At 66.6% G+C, this 19,272-nt stretch carries 19 protein-coding genes and 1 tRNA gene; 9 read left to right on the forward strand and 11 right to left on the reverse strand.

The features are described from left to right. Positions 1 to 90 precede the first annotated feature (90 nt). Genes C477_RS02975 through C477_RS02985 form a run of 3 tightly spaced genes read right to left on the reverse strand, consistent with a single transcriptional unit; the run spans position 91 to position 2,002 of the window. Positions 91 to 759 (reverse strand): alpha/beta hydrolase, encoded by a 669-nt coding sequence (locus C477_RS02975; RefSeq protein ID WP_008892945.1) that lies wholly within the window; start codon positions 757 to 759, stop codon positions 91 to 93. Further along, on the reverse strand, positions 756 to 1,376 hold the full coding sequence (locus C477_RS02980; protein WP_008892946.1) for a VOC family protein: 621 nt from the start codon (positions 1,374 to 1,376) through the stop codon (positions 756 to 758). The genes C477_RS02975 and C477_RS02980 overlap by 4 nt, the downstream gene beginning before the upstream one ends. Positions 1,377 to 1,381: 5 nt before the next feature. After that, positions 1,382 to 2,002: an FAD-dependent oxidoreductase gene (locus C477_RS02985; protein WP_008892947.1), complete on the reverse strand. Its 621-nt coding sequence runs from the start codon at positions 2,000 to 2,002 to the stop codon at positions 1,382 to 1,384. Positions 2,003 to 2,409: 407 nt separating this feature from the next. Here C477_RS02985 and C477_RS02990 point away from each other — a divergent pair, with 407 nt between their 5' ends. After that, positions 2,410 to 3,501, forward strand: a complete 1,092-nt coding sequence (locus tag C477_RS02990) for a glutamate-cysteine ligase family protein (protein WP_008892948.1) — start codon at positions 2,410 to 2,412, stop codon at positions 3,499 to 3,501. A gap of 76 nt (positions 3,502 to 3,577) precedes the next feature. Here the strand turns inward: C477_RS02990 and C477_RS02995 are convergent, their stop codons facing one another. Next, positions 3,578 to 6,742, reverse strand: a complete 3,165-nt coding sequence (locus C477_RS02995; protein ID WP_008892949.1) for a thermonuclease family protein — start codon at positions 6,740 to 6,742, stop codon at positions 3,578 to 3,580. A 203-nt stretch (positions 6,743 to 6,945) separates the two neighbouring features. Further along, positions 6,946 to 8,184 carry a C45 family autoproteolytic acyltransferase/hydolase gene (locus C477_RS03000; protein ID WP_008892950.1) on the reverse strand — a complete coding sequence of 413 codons (1,239 nt, stop codon included), beginning with the start codon at positions 8,182 to 8,184 and terminating at the stop codon, positions 6,946 to 6,948. Positions 8,185 to 8,602: 418 nt separating this feature from the next. On the opposite strand from C477_RS03000, the gene C477_RS03005 reads away from it, so the two are divergent. After that, complete coding sequence (locus C477_RS03005) at positions 8,603 to 9,025, forward strand: hypothetical protein (protein WP_008892951.1); 423 nt, start codon at positions 8,603 to 8,605, stop codon at positions 9,023 to 9,025. A gap of 158 nt (positions 9,026 to 9,183) precedes the next feature. On the opposite strand, the gene C477_RS03010 is transcribed toward C477_RS03005, so the two are convergent. The 3 genes from C477_RS03010 to C477_RS03015 all read right to left on the reverse strand — a co-directional run bounded on the left by C477_RS03010 (position 9,184) and on the right by C477_RS03015 (position 9,913). Beyond that, positions 9,184 to 9,258 (reverse strand) — tRNA-Arg (locus C477_RS03010). A gap of 51 nt (positions 9,259 to 9,309) precedes the next feature. Further along, on the reverse strand, positions 9,310 to 9,453 hold the full coding sequence (locus tag C477_RS23255; protein ID WP_008892952.1) for a hypothetical protein: 144 nt from the start codon (positions 9,451 to 9,453) through the stop codon (positions 9,310 to 9,312). Between the two features lie 76 nt (positions 9,454 to 9,529). Then, on the reverse strand, positions 9,530 to 9,913 hold the full coding sequence (locus C477_RS03015; protein WP_008892953.1) for a hypothetical protein: 384 nt from the start codon (positions 9,911 to 9,913) through the stop codon (positions 9,530 to 9,532). A 364-nt stretch (positions 9,914 to 10,277) separates the two neighbouring features. On the opposite strand from C477_RS03015, the gene C477_RS03020 reads away from it, so the two are divergent. From C477_RS03020 to C477_RS03035, 4 genes are all read left to right on the forward strand, one after another. After that, positions 10,278 to 10,874, forward strand: coding sequence for an AAA family ATPase (locus C477_RS03020; protein WP_008892954.1), 597 nt, complete (start codon positions 10,278 to 10,280; stop codon positions 10,872 to 10,874). After that, positions 10,871 to 11,284 carry an RNA-binding domain-containing protein gene (locus tag C477_RS03025; protein WP_008892955.1) on the forward strand — a complete coding sequence of 138 codons (414 nt, stop codon included), beginning with the start codon at positions 10,871 to 10,873 and terminating at the stop codon, positions 11,282 to 11,284. The genes C477_RS03020 and C477_RS03025 overlap by 4 nt, the downstream gene beginning before the upstream one ends. Before the next feature lie 150 nt (positions 11,285 to 11,434). Next, the gene (locus C477_RS03030) at positions 11,435 to 12,034 is read left to right on the forward strand and encodes a hypothetical protein (RefSeq protein WP_008892956.1); all 600 of its coding nucleotides are present in this window, start codon (positions 11,435 to 11,437) and stop codon (positions 12,032 to 12,034) included. Between the two features lie 138 nt (positions 12,035 to 12,172). Further along, on the forward strand, positions 12,173 to 13,114 hold the full coding sequence (locus C477_RS03035; RefSeq protein WP_008892957.1) for a CBS domain-containing protein: 942 nt from the start codon (positions 12,173 to 12,175) through the stop codon (positions 13,112 to 13,114). A gap of 158 nt (positions 13,115 to 13,272) precedes the next feature. On the opposite strand, the gene C477_RS03040 is transcribed toward C477_RS03035, so the two are convergent. Beyond that, positions 13,273 to 14,277: a hypothetical protein gene (locus tag C477_RS03040; RefSeq protein ID WP_008892958.1), complete on the reverse strand. Its 1,005-nt coding sequence runs from the start codon at positions 14,275 to 14,277 to the stop codon at positions 13,273 to 13,275. A gap of 129 nt (positions 14,278 to 14,406) precedes the next feature. After that, the gene (locus C477_RS03045) at positions 14,407 to 15,801 is read right to left on the reverse strand and encodes a signal recognition particle protein Srp54 (protein ID WP_008892959.1); all 1,395 of its coding nucleotides are present in this window, start codon (positions 15,799 to 15,801) and stop codon (positions 14,407 to 14,409) included. Between the two features lie 151 nt (positions 15,802 to 15,952). Between C477_RS03045 and C477_RS03050 the strand changes: the two genes are divergently transcribed. Both C477_RS03050 and C477_RS03055 read left to right on the forward strand, forming a co-directional pair. After that, positions 15,953 to 16,174, forward strand: coding sequence for a type II toxin-antitoxin system HicB family antitoxin (locus tag C477_RS03050; RefSeq protein WP_008892960.1), 222 nt, complete (start codon positions 15,953 to 15,955; stop codon positions 16,172 to 16,174). Between the two features lie 161 nt (positions 16,175 to 16,335). Then, positions 16,336 to 16,890, forward strand: a complete 555-nt coding sequence (locus C477_RS03055) for a hypothetical protein (protein ID WP_008892961.1) — start codon at positions 16,336 to 16,338, stop codon at positions 16,888 to 16,890. 140 nt (positions 16,891 to 17,030) lie between these two features. On the opposite strand, the gene C477_RS03060 is transcribed toward C477_RS03055, so the two are convergent. Then, complete coding sequence (locus C477_RS03060; RefSeq protein ID WP_008892962.1) at positions 17,031 to 17,408, reverse strand: hypothetical protein; 378 nt, start codon at positions 17,406 to 17,408, stop codon at positions 17,031 to 17,033. 424 nt (positions 17,409 to 17,832) lie between these two features. Between C477_RS03060 and C477_RS03065 the strand changes: the two genes are divergently transcribed. Then, positions 17,833 to 19,266: a dihydrolipoyl dehydrogenase gene (locus C477_RS03065; RefSeq protein ID WP_049914195.1), complete on the forward strand. Its 1,434-nt coding sequence runs from the start codon at positions 17,833 to 17,835 to the stop codon at positions 19,264 to 19,266. The last annotated feature ends 6 nt before the right edge of the window (positions 19,267 to 19,272 follow it).

A 19,272-nucleotide genomic window follows, 5' to 3' on the forward strand; every position in this document is an offset into this window, starting at 1 on the left:
ACGCCGTTGAGGAGGATAAGCGCCAGTCACGGCGGGAGTGAGTATCACTCGCGGCGAAACGTCGCGGAGAACGGCGGCGGCGGCCGAGCGTCAGTTATCGACGAGGTCCGCGACCATTCCGGAGACGAACTCGAGTTCGTCCTCGTTGACGCCGTGACTCATGCCCTCGTAGAGCCGTTTGGTGACGGCGGCGTTCATGGACTCGAGGACGTCGGCCGTCTCGTGGACGCGCTCCTCGGGAATGTGGGGGTCGACGTCGCTGCAGCCGAGGAAGGCGGGTGTCGCCTCGAGGTCCGGATCGTCGGCGAGGTAGTCGTCGGGGTCGACGTCCGCGCCGATGAGGCCGCCGCTCAGAGCGACGAGGCCGCCGTACCGCCGCGGGTTGCGGGCGACGAACTCGCTGGCGAGGCAGGCCCCCTGCGAGAAGCCCATCAACATGATGCGCTCGGTCGGAATGCCGGCGTCGGTGGCCTCGGAAATCGCGTCGCTGATCGCCCGCAGGCCCGAGGTTCGTCCGGGCTCGTTGCGCTCGACGGGTTCGAGGAAGGAGTTGGGGTACCACGTCTTCCGGGCCGCCTGCGGCGCGAGGAAGGCGACGCCCTCCCGACCCACTTCGTTCGCCATCTGGACCATCCCCTGGGCGGTCGCGCCGCGGCCGTGGGTGAGGACGATCGCGGCCTCGGCGTCCTCGAGGGCGGTGCCGCCCGTCACGAGGGGCTGGCCCTGGTGAGGGCCGTCGGCGCCGTCGCCGGCGCTCATTCGACACCACCGACGCCGGCGTCGGCGTCGGGCAGGTCGTGTTCGACGACCTCGAGGCCGAGCGCCTCGATCGCCCCGCGGAGGTGTTCGTCCTTGGCGTAGTCGGCGCCGTCCGCCTCGCGGAGTTCCTGGGCCTTCGCTAAGACCTCGCCGCGGCGGTCGTCGGGAATCTCGTACTTGTCCGTCGAGAGCTCGATCACGAGGCCGTTGTTGTCGCGGGTGTAGATCGAGTGGAAGATACCTCGGTCGAAGACGTTGTAGCCGTGGCCCGCGTCCTCGAGCGCCTGCATCGTGTCCTCGTACTCGTCGGGGTCGACGCTGAAACAGAGGTGGTGGACGGCGCCGACGCCGGCCCGCTGGCCGCGGGCGGAGGGCCGGTCGTCGCTGACGAAGAAGGTGAGGATGCGCCCGTCTCCGGTGTCGAAGAACAGGTGGGTCTGCGAGGGGTCGTCGAGGTTCGGCTGGCGGAGCACGAGGGGCATGCCCAGCAGGTCGCGGTAGAACTCGATCGTGTCGGCCTCATTGCTCCCCCAGATGGTGATGTGGTCGGTTCCGGTCGTGTGGACGGGGCTGTCGGGCAGTTCGGGCGTGACTGGGTTGGGGTGATCCTGTGACATGGGTGTTACTCCGCGACCAGTTCGCCGAAGACGCGCTCGGCGTCCGCGGGAACGTCGAAGTCGTGGTAGTGTTCTCCCCGTTCGCTCGAGAGGATGTTGAGTGCTGCGGCGGCGCCGTCGCCGACGGCGATGGCGGCCTGCCACTCCTCGGGGCGGACCATCGCGCCCGTCGCGTAGGCGCCCTCGACGCTGGTCTCCATCTCGACGCCGACGTCGACGGTGCCGTCCTCGGCGAAGTCGACGCCCAGTTCCTCCGCGAGGTCGCGGTTGGCGCCCGTCGCGAGGACGACGTAATCGGATTCGTACTCGCCCTCGTCGGTTTCGACGGCGAAACCGTCGCCGGACTCGCGGACCGCAGTCACTTCCTCACCCTGCCGGCGGTCCGCGCCGAAGTCGTCGACCTGCTGGCGGGCCGTCGCCATGAACTCGCTGCCGCCGACCGAGCCGATCCCCAGGTAGTTGAACAGGTGCGCCTTGTGCATCCAGGTCTCGTCCGTGTCGAACACCGTCGTCTCGAGGCCGTTCTTCGCGGTGAAGAGCGCGGCACTCAGGCCGGCGACACCGCCGCCGACGACGATCACAGATGCGTTCCGTTCGGGTTCGTCCGCAGTCGTCTCGTCGCTCATGTGGTTACAGAATGTTACCGCAGCCGTATGAACCCCGCAGAGACGCCGGGCCAACTACGTAACACGCGTGTTACCGGGCGCGGCGATCGAACGGCGAGCGGACGGTCGCCCCGACGGTCGACCCGCACCCGCCGATCCGCGATCGACGTATCGCTCGAGCGGACAAACCCTCTCACCGAACCGTCCGTATTTTTGCGATGAGCGGCCTGTACTCACTAATATCGCCCTGGCGTGCGCAGGCTCAACCGGTTCAAGCAAAACCGGTCAATCCTGACAGTACGGAACAGAACCACCCGGCGCCGGCCCGCGACCCCGTCCCCCCGCGGCCGTCGGCGCCGTCCATCAACCGTGGCCCGGTGACGGCTTGCTCGAGGGCCACTCGATACCGCAGCCTAACGGAGACATCCATGAACACAAGCCTCGAGGTGGAGTACTGGGTTATCGACGACGACGGCGACCTGGTTTCACCCGGATCACTGCTCGACTACTCCGAACAGATCGATCCAGAGTTCGTCGAACCGATGCTCGAGATCAAGACGACGCCCTGCTCGTCGATGGCCGAGCTCCGCGAGGAGTTCCTCGGTCTGATCGGGGAAATCGTCGACGCGGCCCGCGAACGGGACAAGCGACTCGTCCCGCTGGCGACGCCGCTGCACGCCGCCCCGTCGGAGATCCCCTACCGCGACAAGCGGGGGACCGACCTCCAGCGGCGGATCGTCGGCCCGGCGTTCGACGACGCGCGAGTCTGTGCGGGCACGCACATACACTTCGAGCAATCGAACGTCGCCGACCAGTTGAATATGCTGACGGCGCTCGATCCCGCCTTCGCGCTCGTGAACAGTTCCTCGCACTACCGCGGCGAGCACATTCTCGAGTGCGCCCGGCCGTTCCTCTATCGGCGCTCGTGTTACGAGCCCTGTCCCGACCAGGGCCAGCTCTGGCCCTACGTCGACAGCGCTGCCGAGTGGGAGGAAGAACTCGAGAACGCCTACGACTGCTTCCGCGAGCGCGCGCTCGAGCGCGGCGTCGATCCCGACGCGTTCGACGAGGCGTTCGATCCCTACGACGCGGTCTGGACGCCGGTCCGACTGCGGCAGGCGATGCCGACCGTCGAGTGGCGCTCGCCCGACGCGGCCCTGCCGAGTCAGGTGCTGCGCCTCGCCGAGACGGTCCGCTCGCTCGTTAGCCGCGCCGACGCCCGCGGGACCGCGATCGGCGACGGCGACCCGACCGACACCCACGGCGACAACGAGGGTTCGGTGACCCTCCCGTCGTTCGACACCGTCGAAACCGTCACCGACGCCGCGATCCACGACGGCCTCGAGGACGCGAGCGTCCGGAACTATCTGCAGAACCTCGGGTTCACGCCGTCGGCGTACGACCCGCTGGCCGGCCGACTGCCCGACGAGCGGCTCTCGAAACGCCGGGCGAAGAAACTGCGGCTCGAGGCCGCACGGGGACTCGAGGCCGACCTCGAGCGGCGTCGGGTTCGCGCCTGAGGGAGCGCCGCGTCGAGCGGACGCGGAGCCGAAGCGGCTCTCGACCGTGACCGCGGTCGGAGTTAGCGGTCTGCGATCAGAACCACGATCCTGAGCCGGATCGTCCGCGCCCCTTCTTGCGACGCCCGCGACCGCTGTGATTCCCGTGGCCCGGCGCGTTGGGGCTGTTACCAGGTCCGTTCCCGCGATGACCCGGCGCGTGGCCGCTGTTTCCGGGAGCGTCTCCACCCCCCTTCTCGTCGGTCCAGTCCCTCGAGGGGTCGTACGCGTCGAACAGCGGGAGCGAGTCGTCGAACGCGGTCGTCTCGAGGACCGTCGGGTCGTCTCCGAGGTGTCGCTCTTCGTCGACGACTGCGTCCGCGTTGAACCGGAGGTCCGTCCGGAGCTTCGCGGCGACGGCGTTGAGGTGGCGCGCGTGCTCGGCGGCGGCCGCGGCGCTACCGAGCAGGACGACGGCGCCGCCGGCCTTTCGGTACCTGCGAAGGGCGAGGAGTTCGCCGATCTCGAGCTCCCGGGCGGGCGCGCTGAGCAACACGGCCCGCGGTAGCTCCGTCTCCATCTCGGCGGGCAGCGTCGCCGCGAGATCGTTTATCTGTCGCAGTCGGAGACCGACCCCCTCGAGGTACCGCTGGTAGTACATGCAGTCCTCGAGCGAGATCGAGCCCGCGGCGTTGAACTGACCCTGGCCGCCGACGATGAGAACGTCGCCGTCGGCGTCGCTCGCGGAGAGGGCGTCGATCAAGTTCGTCAGGAACGGGAAGTTACCGTAGCCGCTCGTGTCGACGCCGAACGCCGCGTCGGCCTCGTAATCCTCGTGGATCGGGATTCCGCCGACCAGCGCGACGCGGCGACGTTCGTCGACGCCGACCAGCGGGATTTCCGAACCGTCGTCGTACGCGATCCCGCCGGTCTCGAGGCGCTGTTCGGCGCTCGGCTCGGCCGCGACCGCGACGCGGTCGTCCTCGAGTCGACCGCCGTTTCGGCCGCGGGCGCTGCGGACGCTCCGGGCTGACGGGAGGTACAGGTCCTCGACCGGCTCGTTCCGAATTTCGCCGAGCGCGTCGAAATCGGCCGCCGACCAGACTCCCCGGCCCGCAGCGAGGGCGTCCTCCTCGAGCGCGGCGAACTCGTCGTGGGCCGCAAAGCCCGAGGAGTAGACGCGGGCGTACCCCTCGGCGACGATCTCCCGGTTGTGGTTCGTCGAGAAGGAACCGTTCTCGAAGTCGGCTTCGAACGCGTCGGGATCGTAGTGGACGAAGCCCAGCAGGCGCCCGTAGTTGCCCCGCAGTGGTTCGGCCTCGTCGAATGTGACCTTCACGTGGCGCCCCTCGAGGTCGGACTCGTCGACCGCGGCGCCCTCGGGAGCGAGTCGCTCGAGGGCGAACTCGGCCGCCCGCTCGCCCCAGTCGTGCAGGTGGTCGTCGGCGTCGTCGGGGATTCCGAACCACTCTTCGGGAGTCACCTCCGTTGGTGGCGTCTCCGCGGTGTCGACGCCGACGTTGCGCACGACCTCGCGGTAGCCGTACTCGGTGTCGAACTCGACCTCGACGGTGTCGCCGTCGAACACGCGGACGACTCGACCGTAGTACTCGCCGTCGCGCTCGAACTCGATATCGACGCCGTCCCGGCCGCCGAAGTAGTCGAACTCGGGCGAGAAGTCGGTTGCGAGCGGAACGTACTCCGGTCCGGCGTTGTGGACCTCGTCCTCGACCTGGCCGCCGTTGAACCGGAACGCGAGGTCCAGCCGCTCGGCGATTTCGTTCAAGTTTCCGGTCCGATCGTTGCCGCCGAAGTCGGACTGGTCGAACAGGAAGAGGGCGCCGCCGTCGGCGACGAACGACTCGAGCGTCTCGAGTTCGGCATCGGTGAACGCCCGGTCCGGCGTCGTGACGACGAGGCCGTCGGCGTCCGCGAGACCGACCGCAGTCTCCGCCTCGCCGAGGTACGACCGGTCGAAATCGCTCGTCTCGAAGACGTAGTCGTCCCAGCCCGAGGTCCCGTCCTCGACCTGGTCGTCGTTGAACCGGAAGCCGAGGTCCAGCCGCTCGGCGATCGCGTTCAGGTGAGCCGTCTCGGCGTGACCGCCGAAGTCCGACTGGTCGTGGAGGAAGACGGCCCCGCCGTCGGCGACGAACGCCTCGAGGGCCGCGAGTTCGCCGTCGGTGAACGGCTCGGCGGGCGTCGTGATCACGACCGCGTCGGCGTCCGCGGCGTCGGCACCGCTCGATCCGCTCATCGAGCCCTCGAGGAGCGCCAGCAGGTCGTCGGTGGCCTCGACGGCGTACCCCTCGCGCTCGGCGTCGGCGATAAACGTCTCGAACCGCGAGCTCCCGTAGTACTGGTCGTGGCTCTCGTCCCAGTAGACCGTCTCGCCGTCGACGACATCGTCCCAGACGCCCAGGAGGAACGCGCGGTTCTCGTCGTGATCGCTGTCGTCTGCCGCGAGCGGTGCGCCGAGCCCGACCGTGCGGTCGTCGCGCGTGATCAGCGGAATCCGCTCGTCGTCGGCGTAGCGGTACGGTTCGGCGTCCGACCGATCGACGTTCGTCGCCGTCGGTTCGGCCCACGCGAGCACCTCGAGTGCGTCCGCGGCCGCCACGCGGTCTTCCGTGAGCGCGTCGTCGTCGGGCGAGACCTGACTCGCCGTCGAGTAGAACTCGAGGGTCGGCCCGTCGGTGTCGAACTCCTCGAGCGGGCGCAGGTCGTAGCCGTTGTCCTCGGCGTAGCGACGGAAGACGGTGTGACTCGAGAGGTCCCAGTACTGGCGGTGGCTCTCGTCCCACAGCACCGTGCTGTCGGGCCCCATCAGTTCGTCCCAGACCTCGAGCACGAACTCCTCGTTGCCGACGTCGAACCCGCCGCGCTCGTCGCTGAGGAAACCGGCGCTACCGATCCCCAGCACGTTCTCGTCCTGCGTGATCAGCGGAATGCGCCCGTCCTCGTAGGAGACGACGTCGGACTCGTCGGTGCCGCCGCTGGTCGTCGTCACGTACGCGTCTTCGGAGGCCCACGCGACGACGTAGTTCTCGTCGGTCAGTTCGCCGTACTCGGCGCTGATCTGGGCGGCCGTCGAATAGAACGAGAGCGCTTCGAGGCCCTCGTCCGCGTCCGCATCTGTAGAACCGGTGCCTCGAGCGCTCGACGACCCGGAGATCGCGAGCGTCCCGGTCGTCGCACCGAGCAGCGAAACGAACGATCGGCGATCCAGTCGACGCGCATGGCCGTTCGGAAGGGAACCCATGCGTGAACGTTTTAGTTGACTTAGATGAACGTTCGTAATAGCAGTACGTTCCGGTATGTAATCGGTTCGGGCAATCAGAATTCAGCGGAACCGATCAGGTTCCTGTTTTCGCACAACAGCATCCCTCTACTGTTGTCTCGAATCAAGAGAGTGGCCGAAACCAGAACTCGGAGCTGACCTATCGAACGCGCAGCGGGGGCCGCTCAATGCAAGCGATCGAGCCATCGCTGGCCGGTCCGGAGATCCGTCGGCACCTCGTCGCCGAACGCACAGCGGGTCCGATCGGTCTCGCAGGGGTTGCCCGCCGCGACCTCGATCTCGGGCGAGCCGCCCTCGAAGACGGCCGCGCTCGCGGTCGTCAGCTGCCCGAAGGCGTGGGGTTCGTCCGTCTCCGGCTCGGGGTGGCGACAGATCGAGTCGTCGCCCGGCCCGTTCGCGTGGTCGCGCGCGATCGCCCAGAGATCGTCCCGATCGAGGCGCTCGTCGCCCTCGAGCAACTCGAGGGCGCGCTGCCGGCGTTTCGTCGAACTCTCGGCCTCGGTCGACTCCGAGCGGACGAAGTGGTTCGTTCGCGTCACCACGGAACCGTCGTCGACGAATATCTGCTCGGTCGCGGGGTCGATCTCGAGCAGAACGGCGTCGGTGTCGTCGGCCAGAAACAGCGTCTGGCCCATCAAACGACGCGTGGGCCGGGACTCGAGGAACTCGCGAGCCTCTTCGGCGGTCGCACACTCCTCGAGGATCATCCGGATGACGGTGCCGTTTCGCAGTTGGGTCTCGGGCGAGACGTCCTCGCCCTCGCCTTCGCAGTCGATGTACGTGTTCGCGGCGACCAGCCCCTGATCGTTGACCCCCTTGAACATCGCGACCGTCCCGCAGGTGTCGATCGTCAGGATGCCGTAGTAGTCGTCGATCGGCGGCTGTTCGACGACCGACTTCGGCCGGGCTCCTCGACCCGCGATGTCGCGGTTCTTGAGCACCAGCGGGCCGCCGGTGGCGGCGTCCGGCCCCGCGTCGGTCGTCGACTCCGGATCGACCGTCAGCGGCGCGACGAGCGCGTTCGTACACCCCTCCCCGATTCCGTTTCCGACCCCTTTCGGATTCTTCTCCGAGCGGCCCTCCCCCTCGGCAAGTTCCTCGCACAACTCGGAGTAGGCGAAGACGTACACCTCGTAGACCGCCGGATCGACGTCGAACACATCGGCCATCGCCTCGTAGGCCCGCCGGTGGCGATCGGGGAGGCTCTCCTGACTGCGGCGACCGTACTCGAGCAGCGGCTCGAGGTCGACGCCCCGCTCGTCGACGATCGACTCGAGTTCGTCGATCGCCCACTCGACGGCCTCGCGCTCGGTCTCGGCGCGCCGTTGCGCGTGCTCGGCGAATGAGTCGACGCCAGCGATCACATCGTCGTACGCAATAGTGTCGACGGCCGTGTCGTCCATATCGGAAGCTAGGCCTCGAGGTGGTTGTATCGCCGGCCTGAATTAGTCTCCGAGCCGGGTACGGCAGCCGTTCGGCGACCAGTGCAGGTGATCGACGGGAGCGAATCGGCTGGGGAGGATGTGGCGATTCCCTGTTGCCGCGGTAACGGACCGCTTCCTCTCATCACTCTCCTCGAGTACGCTGATCACTACGCGAGCGGACTCGAAGCGCAAATAGGTACTAAACTAAAGGGTGTACGCGCGTCGGCAGCGGGGATTGGTGATCGTCGCGCGTGGCGATGATCGATGTCTTTCCCCCCGATCCCCACTGTGATGCCGGTGTCCGGCACTGCCGACATTCTATTTAACGTTAGTGGCCGGCATTAGTGTATCGGAAACGTTCAACTATCCTTGCATTGAGAGATAGAGTACCCCGCTAATGCGAGCCCGGCGCAACCTGCTGAGGACCTTCACTATCGTCGGTACCGCCGGCTGTCTCGAACCGCCGGTGACCGGGTCGCCGCCGTCCCGTCCGCAGGGGAGTTTCGAGTTCGACGTCCGAACGGTCGACGGTGCCGAACTGGTCCGGATCACGGCGACGAACGTCAGCGGTAATCTATCGGGTCTCAGGGTTCGGATCGGCGATACAGTCGCCTACGCCGACGGCCGATACGGCGAGGCGTACACCGCCAGCCGCGAGTACGTCGGCGAGTGGGACGACGGGATCGACTCGGGCGACGTCCTCGAGTTGACGACCGGTGACGCGCTCCCCGAAAAGCGGCTCCGTATCGACGTCGAACGCGACGAGCGCGACGAATACGTCAGCATCGGGGAGACGGACTTGAGCGTCGCCGACCCCTGACGGAGTGGTGCCCTCAGCGACGAAGGGGGACTGCTATCGCTCACGGACTGTTCGCAATAGAAGCGGGCGCGATGGGATTTGAACCACGGTCGGAGCAAAGCTCCTCCCTGCTTCAAATCCCACGTGCCGGTTCGCTCGTCACTGCGTTCCTCGCTGCACGGGCGCGATGGGATTTGAACCCACGACCGTCGGATTAGAAGTCCGACGCTCTTTCCGGACTGAGCTACGCGCCCTCGAGTAGGATTCCATGTCGGATCGGTATAAGCGGTGTGGATTCTCCGTAGCTACCCGCGAAGCCGGTACAGCGAGGTGACGAAGGGCAACCGGTCGACCAGCCAGATCGCTACCCGGTGGCCGACGATCGTCGCCGCGAAGAGGGCCGCGAACCAACTCCGCACGGGGACCGCTCGAGCGGAGACGGGCAGCACGCTGTCGGTACGGTCCGAGACAACCGCGAAAAAAGCCGCGAGATGGCGACACCGTCTTCCGTCCCTAATGCCGATTCTAGCCGGCGATGTTGCGTTCCGCGTCCGACTCGGTGTCCTCGGTACTGGCGTTGTCGCTGAACGGATTGTCCGATTCGGTTTCGCCGGCGCCGGACTCGTTTTCGCCGCCCGCGGAGTCGTTCTCGTCCGCGCTCGGACCGGACATGCCGCCGTCTTCGGAGTCGTTCGTGCCCGTACTCGGTGCGGCGTCGTCGTTCTCGCCGGTGCTGGGCTCGTCGCTCGTCTCGTTCGCGGCAGGGTCGCTCCCGTCGGAGGACCCGCCGTCCTCGCCGTCAGATTCGTTCTCCTCGGACCCGAGGTCACTGCAGCCGGCGAGGGCGGCGATCGCGCCGGCACCAACTGTCGCGGCGAACCGTCGTCGGTCGAGTTTCGGAGCTGTCATAGCGTGCAGTCGACGGCGATGATCGACTGCTAAATAACGGCGACAGTCGGTTCGAATTGTTAGTCCGGCTTGTATCGAATTGTCCGTCGTAACGCGAGCCGAGTGAACGGTTGCACTCGTCGCCGCCGTTGCACACCGGACAAGGGGGAGGGTACGACCGCCACGCGTCCGGTCGCGGGTGCAGACGCGAGCACGGCGACAATCTGTTTCGGGCGGGGCGTGTCGCATACTGTGAGCGAGTCGGATACCCGTGACCGACGGACGTTTCGCTGATCGCAATCCGACCGTTTCGTTCGCCGCACTCTCGGTGGACTCGAGCGACGAACAACAGCGCTTATGCACGTCTCGCCGATACATTTCTCCGATGCACGTCATCGGAACGGTGGGACTGCCCGGCAGCGGGAAGGGCGAGGCCGCGACCGTCGCGCGCGAACACGGCATCCCGGTGGTGACGATGGGCGACGTCGTCCGCCAGGAGACGACCGACCGGGGACTCGACCCGACGAAGGACCACGGGAAGGTCGCGCAGGCGCTGCGCGACGAGAACGGGCCGACCGCGATCGCCGAGCGATCGCTCCCGATGATCGAGGACCGCCTCGAGGACCACGACACCGTCCTCGTCGACGGTATCCGGTCGGACACCGAGGTCGACGTCTTCGAGGAACGGTTCGGCGAGGCGTTCACGCTGGTCAGCATCGAGGCGCCGTTCGAACTGCGGGCCGAGCGCATCGACGCCCGCGGCCGGGACGCCGGCGAGAGCGACGGCGGTGAAGGACTGGCTGCCCGCGACGAGCGCGAGCGCGGCTTCGGGATGGACGATGCGATGGATCGGGCCGACGTCGTCGTCGAGAACACCGACGCGCTCGAGGCCTTCCACGAGCGCGTCGAGGCGATCATCCGCGAGGGCCCCGGCTCCGAACCGGAACCGACACCCGACTCCGTCTCCAACACTGACCCATGACCGACATCTACCGCGTCGACGTCGAGATCACGGCGCCGATCTACGACACCGAAGTCACGAGTCGGGTCGTCGACGCCGTGGCCAACGTCTTCCCCAACGCCGACCTCGATGAGGAGTTCGGCGAGGTCAGGGCCGAAGCGCACGCGATGGACCACTTCTCCGATCTGCTCCACCGACAGGAGATCCTCGATACCGCCCGCGGCGAGTTCTTCGCGAACCGCGAGGGCGACACGTTCAGTTTCGCGCTCAAGAAGCAGGCTGCCTTCATGGATCGAATCAACTTCTCGGTCGGCGAGCCGGACGAGCTCGGCGAGATCAACGTCCGTGTCCGCGTCGAGGAGCCGACCGTCGAGGAGTACATCGACCACATCGCGCCGCCGACCGAGGACGGCCGCCCGGTCGACGCCTGATTTTAGGCCGATTCGATCCGCACTCCCACCGACGGGCAGCGGGATCGTCACGTTGGTTCGATCGAGCAGCGATCTGCAGCGGACGGTACGGCACTGATCGACGGCGACTACGAAAGCGCTATTTTTCTCGTGGCGACAGGTCGTGGTAGGATGACCGCGACTGACATCACGAGACGGCGGTTCGGGCTGGGTTTCACGGGGGCGCTCTCGGTACTCGCGAGCGGCTGTCTCAACAGTATTACCGGCGGCGACGACCACGAACACGAGCACGACGACCCGCCGTGGGAGTGGGGCGGTCTGTACGACCTCGAGCAGGGGACGTACTTGTACACCTATCACGAAGGCCCCGATCCAGACATGCACTTCGCGATCGTGCCGACGGACGAAGACGGGGAACACGGGCTCTTCCACGCGGGGGAAACCGCGACGGAACTCTTCGAGCGCGACGAGGCGGACGCGTCGGTGTCCGACGGCGACGCGGTTCAACCCTCGTCCGAGACGCTCTACCGCGTCGATTTCGAATCCGAGGGCGAAACGGCGATCGAACTCGAGGTCGAGTCCAAGGGCCTCTACTCGCTGTTTACCGCGCACGTCCCCGAGGAGTTCGACGCGGTGCTTCGCTCCGAAACCGGCGAGGAGCTGACGCCGACCGTGACCGAACAGCACTCGAGTCACGGTCACGACGACAGCGAGAACCACAGCCATGACGGTAACGAGAGCCACGGGCACGACGACGAGCACGAGCACTGAGGCCCGTCTCGGAACCGCGAGCGAAACGAGCAGCCCGAGGCGAAAACGGCAGGTCGAGGGTCGTGAGTGAGCCGGCGCAACCGCCGAGCGACGGAATCGACCCACTACTGATAGGGGTCGGTCGCATACTATCGACAGATGCACGACACGATCACCGTCTCGGAGATCATGGTCACCGACGTCGTCACCGCCCCGCCGGACGCCACCGCCTCCCGCGCCGCGACGCTGTTGCGCGACGAGGGCGTCAGTTCGGTCGTCGTCCGCGACGGCGCGCCGATCGGTATCGTGACCGAGGGCGACTTCCTCGAACACCTCTGTGAACGCACCGACCTCGGCAGCGTCGAACTGACCGACGTGCTGTCGGCGCCCCTCGAGACGGTCGCGCCCGACACGTCGATCGTCGACGCCGTGGCCGTCCTGCGGGAGTCCGGCTTCGAACACCTCCCGGTCGTCGACGGCGAGAGCGACGCCGACAGGGGCGGCGACCTCGTCGGCATTCTCACCACGACGGAGCTCAGCTACTACGTCCCGCACCTCGCTCGTCGGACGGGGGGCCTCAAGGCCGACCGCCCGAAACGACGGGTGCGGACCGACACCCAGTACGAGCGCGACGACTGGGAGTTCGAGTACCGCGGCGCGGACGAGTCGACCGTCGACGTCGGCGACGTCGCCCGGTTCTCGAAAGTGATCTCGGAGAGCGACGTCGAGGCGTTCGCCGAAATCAGCGGCGACACGAACCGACTCCACCTCGACGCGGCCTACGCGGCTGGAACCCGGTTCGGCGAGCGGATCGTCCACGGCGTCCTCGCCACCGGACTGATCAGCGCCGCCCTCGCCCGCCTGCCGGGGCTGACGATCTACCTCTCACAAGAGAGCAGTTTCCTCGCGCCGGTGCCGATCGACGACCGCGTGACGGCCGTCTGCGAGGTCGTCGACGATCTGGGCGGCTCGAAGTACCGGATCGAGACAACCGTCACCGACGGCGACGGAACGACCGTGCTCGACGGCGACGCCGTCGTCCTCATCGACGAGTTGCCGCCTGAAGCGGCGGCCGAAGACGAGCCGGTGGCCCACGATTGACGACGTGGCGGGAACGCTCTCATTGGCGGGAACGCTCTCAGTAGCGGCAACGCTGAACCGGATCCACTAACTCGAGTCGATTGCGGATCGGCAATTCGAGTCGATCGAGGACCGTCGATCCAAGCCGTTGCGAACCGCCGATCCGGTCGATTGCGTGGTTACGTACAGTTACGAGCGTCTTCGAGCGCCTGTTCGCCCGCTTCCTTGTGATTCTGAGCCGCGAAACGATCGCCGTCGGACGCGGCGATCGCCCACTCCTCGAAGGACCCCGCGGCGTCGGCCAGGTGTTCGCTCTGGCATGTCGCCGTTTCGACGTGCTCGGCGATCCCGCCCGGCGGCTCCTCGTCTTCCTCGAAGGTCGTCGTCGCCGTCTCGAGGGTCGACTCGGCGTTCCCGAAGGCGGTTTCGGCCTTCCCGTACTCCCGGTTCTCCATGTGCTCGCGGCCCGTCTGCAGGCCCTCGTAGCCGCCGAGCAGCGACTCGAGTCCGTCGCCGAGGGTCACGAGCGACGCGACCGCGTCGCCGAGCGCCGCGACGCCGTCCTCGAGTTCCGCGGGATCGATTCGGACCAGGCGCTCGAACGCCTCGTCGAACGACTCGACGTCGGCGGCCGCCTCCGCGTGCTTCGTCTCGGCGACCGCGAACTCGTCCGTTCGCTCGTCGATCGTCTCGGACGCCGCCTCGAGGTCGTCGTCATTGTCGCTATCGGCGTCATCGGCAGCGTCGTCGCCGCCGATCGCTTCGAAGACGGCCTGGAGATCAGCCTCGAGCGTCTCGTCGGTGACCGTCTCGGTCACGTCGACCAGCCGCTCGAGGACGGCGGCGTACGTCCGGAGAAGTTCGATCTCGGACTCGCGGTCGTCGCCCAGTTCGTCCGCCGCCGTCTCGAGGTGCGTGCGGGCGCTCTCGATCCGTTCGGTCGGTTCGTCCGGATCGAATTCGACGTCAGTGGGCTCCTCGAAGTCGTCCGCGGCGAACAGGGCGAGAGCGGCCTCGTTTAACTCGCCGACGGCGCGGTCGAGTTCGCGGTCGCCGGTCCGATCGGCGACCGCGACGGAGTCGTCGCTCGAATCGCTACCCGGGAGATCGTCGAGACAACCGGCCGTTGCGACCAGCGCGGCGAGAGGGATACCAGTGCGCGTGAGATACTGCCGACGGTTCATCGACTCGAGGATACGTCTAGAGGAACATGAACGTAGTGGCAGCCGACAATTCCCGTCACAAATTCGAAAAGAGCGCGCTCGAGAGAGACGGAATCGATCAGCGGTGCGGGCTCGGGTTCGAGGTGGCGATCAGCCGAACGGACCCATCCCGCCCATTCCGCCGCCGCCACCGCCGCCCTGCTGTTGCATCTGTTTCATCATGCGCTGCATCTCCTGTTCGGAGCCCATGCCCTGGAACTGCTTGATCGTCTTCTCCATCATCTTGTACTGCTGGAGCAGTTCCCGGACCTCCTCTTCGGTGGTACCCGAGCCGCGGGCGATGCGCTCGATCTGGCTGGCGCCGATGGCCTTCGGATACTCCTTTTCGGCCTCGGTCATCGAGTCCATGATGACCGAGAACGTGCGCATCCGGTCCTGGGTGACGTCCATCGCGTCGTCGGGCAGCTGGTCTTTGATCCCGCCGCCGAAGCCGGGGATCATGTCCATCACCTGGTCCAGCGGCCCCATGTTGTTCATCGCCTCCATCTGCTTTTGCATGTCGTGGAGGGTGAACGAGCCCTGGAGCATGTCCTCGGGGTCCCAGTCGTCTTCCTCCATCTCGGTCTGCTCCATGGCGCGCTCGACGCGCTCGGCGAGCTGGCCGAGATCGCCCATGCCGAGCAGCCGCGAGATGAAGCCGTCGGGCTCGAAGCGCTCGATGTCCTGGACCTCCTCGCCGGTCCCGAGGAAGGCGATCGACGAATCGGTCTGATCGACGGCGGTCAGGGCGCCGCCACCCTTCGCGGTCCCGTCGATCTTCGTGATGACGACGCCGTCGATCCCGATCGACTCGTCGAACTGCTGGGCCTGATCCTTCGCGCCCTGCCCGATCGCCGCGTCCAGCACGAGCAGCGACGTGTCGGGGTCGGCGACGTCCTCGATCTCTTCGATCTCGTCGATCAGTTCGTCCTCGAGCGCGTGGCGACCCGCGGTGTCCACGATGTGGACGTCCGCCTCGCTGGTCTCCTCGAGACCCTTGCGGGCGATTTCGACGGGATCGTCGTTGTCCGGGTTGCCGTAGAAGTCGACCTCCGCGCGCTGGGTCATCTCCTTTGCCTGCTCGTAGGCGCCGGGACGGAAGGTGTCGGTCTGGATCACGGCGGGCCGGAGTCCCTTCGTCGAGAACCACCAGGCCATCTTCGCAGCGGAGGTGGTCTTCCCGGATCCCTGTAGCCCGGCGAGGAGGATCGTCTGCTCTTCGAGGGGTAGTTCCGTCGAGTCGCCGATGAGGTCGACCAGTTCCTCGTAGACGATGCGGAGGACGAAGTCCCGCGCCGGCGTTCCGGCCGGCGGTTCCTCCTCTAGGGCGCGTTCCTTGATGTTGTCCGACAGCTCCATCACGAGCGAGACGTCGACGTCGGCGGAGAGCAAGGAGCGCTGGATCTCCTTGACGATCTCCTCGATGTCCTCCTCGCTGATGCGTGACTTCCCGCGGAGTTTATCGAGGGTGCCCCGCAGAGAACTCCCGAGATCGTCGAGTACCATTTGCTCAGTCTACGGGGCGATGGCGTTAAAGGCTTTTTCTACTCCCCACGCCGCGGACGGAATCCAGAAGCGAGACCGCGGCCGGCGAAGCCGAACCCGAACCCGAAGCGGCGTCGGTGAGTATTTCACGCGACCCCAACTACTCCCGCGTATGAGTTCCGACGCGGACGTAGACCCCTCGGAGTACGAGGCGCTCGAGGACGCCGACGTCACGATGCGCGAAACCGAACACGGCCTCCACATCGCCGACGACGAGGTCACCGGCGTCTCGAGTCAGGGCCAGACGCCAGAGGAAGCCGTCCGGAACCTCGCGGAAGCGGTGCGATCCTACCGGGAGGCGACGGACGACGATACAGGCGACGATTGGCTGTAAGCGCGACAGTACCGGCCGAGAGGGTCGTCGGTAGAATAGTCGACCAACCGGGGTGGATCCCATAGCGACGACAAGAAGGGGCGTTCGCCGCGTACAGCAATTCTTTCGACAGACGCACCAGAGTAACTACCTGGGCAAGCGGTGAACAGGCCTACTGTCGCATGGACCAGACACGATCCGATTCACCGCGCGGAAGCGACTCGACGACCGACTCGGGGATGGCTCGACGCCGCGTACTTCGAGGCGGAACGGGGCTGGCGGCGACGGCCCTCGGTATCGCGACGCTCGGCGGCCAGGCCGCCGCGCACTTCCCGACCGATCTCGAGATCGACGTCAAGCCGGGCACCGAGCGAGCGCCGATCAACCCGAACAGTTGCGGCGTGATCCCGGTCGCCGTCCTGCGGACCGACGAGTTCGATCCAACGAGCGAGGATGTCCGGTACCGGTTCGGCGCACCCGACGTCGTAGAAGGCGGCGACGGCGCGCGACCGATGCACGGCGGCCACGCGGTCGACATGAACGGCGACGGACGGGACGATCTCCTGTTGCTGTTCCCGGCCCCCGACGCCGGGTTCGACGGCGACGAATCGACCGCCCGCCTCGAGTGGGAGCGAAGCGAGGACGGCGCGCACGGACTCGCGGGAACGGCGCCGATCAGGATCGTCGGCCGACGCGGCCGAAAACAGGGGCGAGGGCACGCCAGTAGCTCGCAGTAACGACGACCGCCGGAAGCCCGCGGTGACGACGCGTCCCGCACGCGGGCATAACCATCTGGTAATACGGTTTCTTTATTCAGTGTGGTTCGTGAAATTCGTGTTCAGTATCGGAGAACGAGTTAGCGGTTAGCCTGTAGTGCTTACCGGGTATGAAGGTAGATGGCGACGCGAAGTGGGATGAACGTGAGAAATGTCGTTAACATCGTGAGTACCGTCCATGTGGGGGCGATAGTGAGTCCAAGTTGGCCGCCCATGATGAGCGCGAACAGTCCGGCAAAACGGATGCGGAAATCCGCCCAGAGTCGCTGGAGGCGCTCACTAACGAACAAGCCGTACATCACAGCGACACCGAGAATTACACCGAGGGTTGTCGCGCCAGCAAGTCGTGGTGGCGTAATCGAGACGGTGATCGAGAACGGCTCCCAGTACGCGAGGGCGGCAAGCACGATAACCGCTAGCCCTGTCCAGAGGGAATCATAGTAGACGCCAGTCCGGGAATCCGGCTCACCCCACTCCATCGGAATCACTGACATCAACTAGAACAAAATGCCCCACAATGATAAGTATTCGACCATGTTCGCAGTTCCGTCGGCACCCGGGATCAGGGCGTTTGACGGTGCAAATGAAATCTAATTAGATTACACTCTCAGGTTGAAATATCGAGGTATAAGACCTGTACTTAGTGAATCACCCAATTCAGTTCAGACGGAGTTCTAAATGAAGAAACCGCGCTACGATCTACTGATACGCTCCCGGACCGCTCCGGAAAGCACGAACGCACACCGGAACCGGCTCGTGCCCGTGCTGCGGGCGATCGTCCGCGAACTCACGGTCGAGGGCGCGACGTTCGCGGCCGGTTCGATCGCGCACGACGGCTCCGAGGGACGGAGCCCTCGAGTCGCAGGGCTCGGTTTTACGCCCGCATCCGTGGTCGACGCACGTATGGACGAGTACGATCTGGTCGTGATCGGCGGCGGTTCGGGCAGTCAGGTCGCGACGGCGGCCGCCGAACGGGGCCTCGAGGCGGCCGTGATCGAGCGCGGCCCGCTCGGCGGCGCCTGCATCACGCGGGGCTGTGTCCCCTCGAAGGCGCTGATCCACCGCGCCGATATCGCGGAGTCGGCCCGCCGCGCCGAGTCGTTCGGCGTCGACGCCGCGCTCGAGGGCATCGACTACGGCGAGATGACTGCGGCGATCCACGACACGGTCTACGAGAAGGCCGACCGCCAGGAAGCGAGCCTCGAGGACGCCGAGAACGTCGCGCTCTACCGCGGCGAGGGCCGGTTCGTCGACGAGCGGACGCTCGAGGTCGATCTGAACGACGGCGGCGACGCCGAGGTCCGGGGCGACGACGTCGTCCTCGCGGTCGGGAGTCGGCCGATAGTCCCGCCGATCGACGGCCTCGAGGACGCGGATTTCCTCACGAGCGACGACGCGCTCTTCCTGGACGAACGGCCCGATTCGCTGGTCGTCGTCGGCGGTGGCTACATCGGCGCCGAACTGGGCTACTTCTTCGCCGCGGTAGGAACGGACGTCTCGATCGTCGGGCGCAGCGAGCGACTCGTCCCGCGGGAGGACGAGGCGGTCGGCGAGGTCGTGACGGAGTCGCTCGAGCGCTACTGCGACGTCTACACCGGCTACGAGGCGGCCGAAATCGGGGAGAACGATTCGGGCGTCGTCGTGACCGCCGAACCGAGCGAGGACGACACCGACGGCGACGGCGTCGACCTCGAGGCCGACGACCTGCTGCTCGCGACGGGGCGGCGCCCGAACACGGACACACTGAACCTCGAGGCGACCGGCGTCGAGACCGACGACGGCGAGTACGTCGTCGTCGACGATCGGCTCGAGACGTCCTGCGACGGCGTCTGGGCGCTGGGCGATATCGTCGGCGAGCAGCCGTTCAAACACGCGGCGGACTACGAGGCGAAGACCGTTTCGGCGAACCTCCTCGAAGACGCCGACCGGGCGGTCGATTACGGCGCGATGCCCCACGCCGTCTTCACCGAGCCGCAGGTCGCCAGCGTGGGGCGAACGGAGGGCGAACTCGAGGACGACGGTCGGGAGTACGAGTCGACGACGGTTCCCTTCGACGCCGCGCCGCTGGGGATGATTATGAACGCCGACGACGGGTTCGTAAAGGTGCTCGCGGCGCCCGACGGCGAGATTCTGGGCTGTCACATCGTCGGCCCGCAGGCCTCGACGCTGATCCAGGAGATCGTCACCGCGATGGACGGCGGGGGAACCGTCGACGACGTCGCCGAGCCCGTTCACGTCCACCCGGCGCTCTCCGAGGTCGTCTACGCCGCGTTCGACGACCTGTCCTCGAGTGAGTTCTCGACGGCGCCGGACTGGCGGGACGTCGGTGACGGGTAGCTTATA

The sequence above is a fragment of the Haloterrigena salina JCM 13891 genome (genome assembly GCF_000337495.1).
Taxonomy (GTDB): domain Archaea; phylum Halobacteriota; class Halobacteria; order Halobacteriales; family Natrialbaceae; genus Haloterrigena; species Haloterrigena salina.